Raw genomic sequence first — 3330 nt, forward strand, 5'->3', positions numbered from 1 at the left:
GATCCTGTCGGCGCTGGCGGATGACGAGGGCCGGGCAGCGGTCGCCGCAGCGGCCGGCGAGCGGCAGCGCGACCGCTACACCGCCGACCGCATGATCGCGGCCACGGCGGCGATCTACGACGAAGAGGCGCGCCAGGCGCCGGAGGGGACCAGCAGGGACGTGACCAGGATCGGCTTCATCGGCGCAGGGGGGATCGCGCATCGCCATTTCGGCGTGCTCGAACAGTTCGACGACGTCCAGATCGTCGGGGTCACCGATGTCGACGCGGGCCGCGCCGAGGAGGCGGCGGCGCGGTTCGGCGCGCGCGCCTTCGCCGATGTCGACGCGATGATCGCCGGCGTTGAGCTGGACGCGCTGTATATCTGCGTGCCGCCGTTCGCGCATGGCGCGCCGGAGCGCGCCGCGATCGCCGCCGACCTGCCCTTCTTCGTCGAGAAGCCGGTGGCGCTCGACCTCGACACCGCCCGCTCGATCGCCGAGGCGGTGTCGGCGGCCGGGCTGGTGACGGCGGTCGGCTATCACTGGCGCTACCTCGACACGGTGGACGAGGTGCGCGGGCTGCTCGCGCACAACCCTGCGCGGCTGATGAGCGGCTATTGGCTCGACTCGACGCCGCCGCCGCGCTGGTGGTGGCACGCCGACCAGTCGGGTGGACAGATGGTGGAACAGACCACGCATCTGCTCGATCTGGCGCGCTGGCTCGGCGGCGACGTGACGCGGGTGTACGGCCTCGCCGGCCATGTCGAGCGCGCCGAGTTCCCGGGACTCGACGTGCCGACGGTGAGCACCGCCTCGCTCCAGTTCGCGAGTGGCGCGGTGGCCAATTTCGCCTCCACCTGCCTGCTCGGCTGGAACCACCGCGTCGGGCTGCACCTGTTCGGGGACAAGCTCGCGATCGAGCTGACCGACCATGACGTGATGATCGACACCGGCCACGGCCGGCCGGTGCGCGGCAATCGCGGCGACCCGGTCTGGCACGAGGACCGCGACTTCATCGACGCGGTGCAGGGCAAGGAGAACCGCGTCCGCTGCCCGTACGCCGACGCGGTCGAGACGCACGCCCTCGCGCTGGCGGTGGGCGAGTCGGCGCGCTCAGGCCAGGCGGTGACGCTGTGAGCGAGTGGCGGCATATCCGCTCGCTCGGCGTCGAGCGTCAGGGCCAGGCCTATCTCCACGGCTATGACGAGGGCCCGCCCGGCCCCGGCGGCGTGCGGCTGGAGCTGCTCTATACCGGCTTCTCGGCGGGCACCGAGCTGACGTTCTACAAGGGCTCGAACCCGTATCTGCACTCGCGCTGGGACGATTCGCGCGGCGTGTTCGTGCCGGGCGAGGCGCAGCAGCGTTATCCGGTGCCGTTCCTGGGCTATATGGAATCGGCCAGGGTGATCGAGTCCACCGTCGGCGACTACCAGCCCGGCGACGTCGTCGGCGCGGTGTTCGGGCATAAGAGCGGGCACACCGCCGATCCGTTCGGCGACGTGCTGACCAAGCTGCCCGACGGCATGGACCCGATGCTGGGCATCTGGGTCGGCCAGATGGGGCCGATCGCGGCGAACGGCATCCTCCATGGCGACGCCGAGATGCTGGGGCCGTCCGCACCCTTTTTCGGCGCTGGAATCAAGGACCGGCCGGTGCTGGTGATCGGCGCGGGCGTGGTGGGGCTGTTCGTCGCCCTGTTCGCGCAACAGGCGGGCGCGGCGGAGGTGGTGATCGCCGACCCCTCCCCGTTCCGTCGGATGCGCGCCGCCTGTCTGGGGCTGACGCCGATGGAGGAGGCGGACGCCTGGGCGCACGCCAAGGCGCGCTGGCACCATGGCGGCTCCGATCGCGGCGCGGACCTGGTGTTCCAGACGCGCGCCGACTCGGCCTCGCTCCACGCGGCCATGCAGGCGCTGCGCCCGCAGGGCACGGTGATCGACCTCGCCTTTTATCAGGGCGGCGCCGACCGGCTGCGGCTGGGCGAGGAGTTCCACCATAACGGGCTCAACCTGCGCTGCGCGCAGATCAACCGCGTGCCGCGCGGCATGGCGGTGGCGTGGGACAAGCGCCGGCTGGCGGGCGAGACGGTGAAGCTGTTGGCCGCGCGGGGGCAGGAGATCCGGCAACAGCTGGTCACGCATGTCGTGCCGCTGGAGGAGGCGCCGGGCTTCCTCGGTCACCTCGTCGCGGAGCGGCCCGAGTTCCTGCAGATCGTGTTCAAGGGCGCGGACTAGGGGCGGATGCCGAGGTTGCTCGCCTCCCCGGCGCAAGCCGGGGCCCAGGCCCACGCGCCGGACTGGGCCCCGGCTTCCGCCGGGGAGGGAACGGAGGCGATGACGGCCGAGGACATCAACCCCACCCGCATCCTCTTCGTCTTCGCCTGGCTGGTCGTCGGTGGCGAGGAGACGGAGGTGCGCCTCCTGGCGCAGGCGCTCGATCCGGCGCGCTACCGGATCGACGTGGTCGCCTGCCTGCGCCGGGAGGGCATGCCCGAACAGACGCACGCGCAGCTGGAGGCGATCGGGGTGCGGGTGGACCGCACGCCCTACCACCTTGGTCATGAGGAGACGGTGACGTACCTGACCGGGCTGATCCCCGGCTATGACGTGGTGGTCGGGTGCCAGGACGTGGCGGATCTGTATCCGGCGCTGGAGCGGCTGCGGCTGCGGCCGCCGCTGATCGAGCATGGCGGGCTGGTGCGCGAGGCGCTGTCGGGGCCCAAGCATTTCACGACCAGATATGTCGGCGTGTGCGGCTCGATCCGGGACGCGGCGGCGAGCAGGATGCCCGATCGGCCGGGCGACGCGCTGATGATCCCGTCGATGGTCGACCTGACCGCGTTCGATCCCGCCACGCGGGCGCCGACGCGCGCGGCGCTGGAGATCGCGGACGGCCAGCCGCTGATCGGCTGGGTCGGGCGGCTCGACGCCAAGAAGCGCGTCGAGGACTTCATCGCCGCCGCCGCGATCGTCCACGCCCGCCGGCCGGACGCGCGCTTCGTCGTGGTCGGCGGGCCGGACGCGTTCATGCCCGACTATGCCCACCGGCTGCGCGATCAGGCGCGCGACTCGGGGCTGGACGGAGTGCTCCGGTTCCTGGACGACCGGGCGGACATCCCCCAGCTGCTGTCGGCGATGGACGTGTTCGCCTGGCTGTCGCGCGGCGAGGGCATGCCGCATGTGATCGCCGAGGCCGGCGCGGCGGGCCTGCCGGTGATCGCCACCCCCGACAATGGCGCGCTGGAGCAGATCACGGACGGCGTATCGGGGCTGTTCGTCCCGCATGAGGACCCGGCGGCGGTCGCGGCGGCGATGCTGCGGCTGCTCGGCGACGCCGCGCTGCGCCGGCGG

Annotated in this window: 3 protein-coding genes; all 3 read left to right on the forward strand. The window is 72.2% G+C overall.

What is annotated here, in order from left to right:
• The coding region (locus HUU95_RS14365; protein WP_217429826.1) for a Gfo/Idh/MocA family protein at positions 1-1117 on the forward strand (1117 nt) is incomplete at its 5' end.
• A complete protein-coding gene (locus HUU95_RS14370; protein WP_217429827.1) occupies positions 1114-2214 on the forward strand; it encodes a zinc-dependent alcohol dehydrogenase in 1101 nt (366 codons plus the stop codon). The genes HUU95_RS14365 and HUU95_RS14370, both read left to right, overlap by 4 nt.
• Before the next feature lie 99 nt (positions 2215-2313).
• Positions 2314-3330, forward strand: a 1017-nt coding sequence (locus HUU95_RS11680) for a glycosyltransferase family 4 protein (RefSeq protein ID WP_174280267.1), incomplete at its 3' end; no start/stop codon positions are given.

This window comes from Sphingomonas bacterium (assembly GCF_903643065.1).
In the GTDB taxonomy this organism is placed as follows: Bacteria; Pseudomonadota; Alphaproteobacteria; order Sphingomonadales; family Sphingomonadaceae; genus Sphingomonas.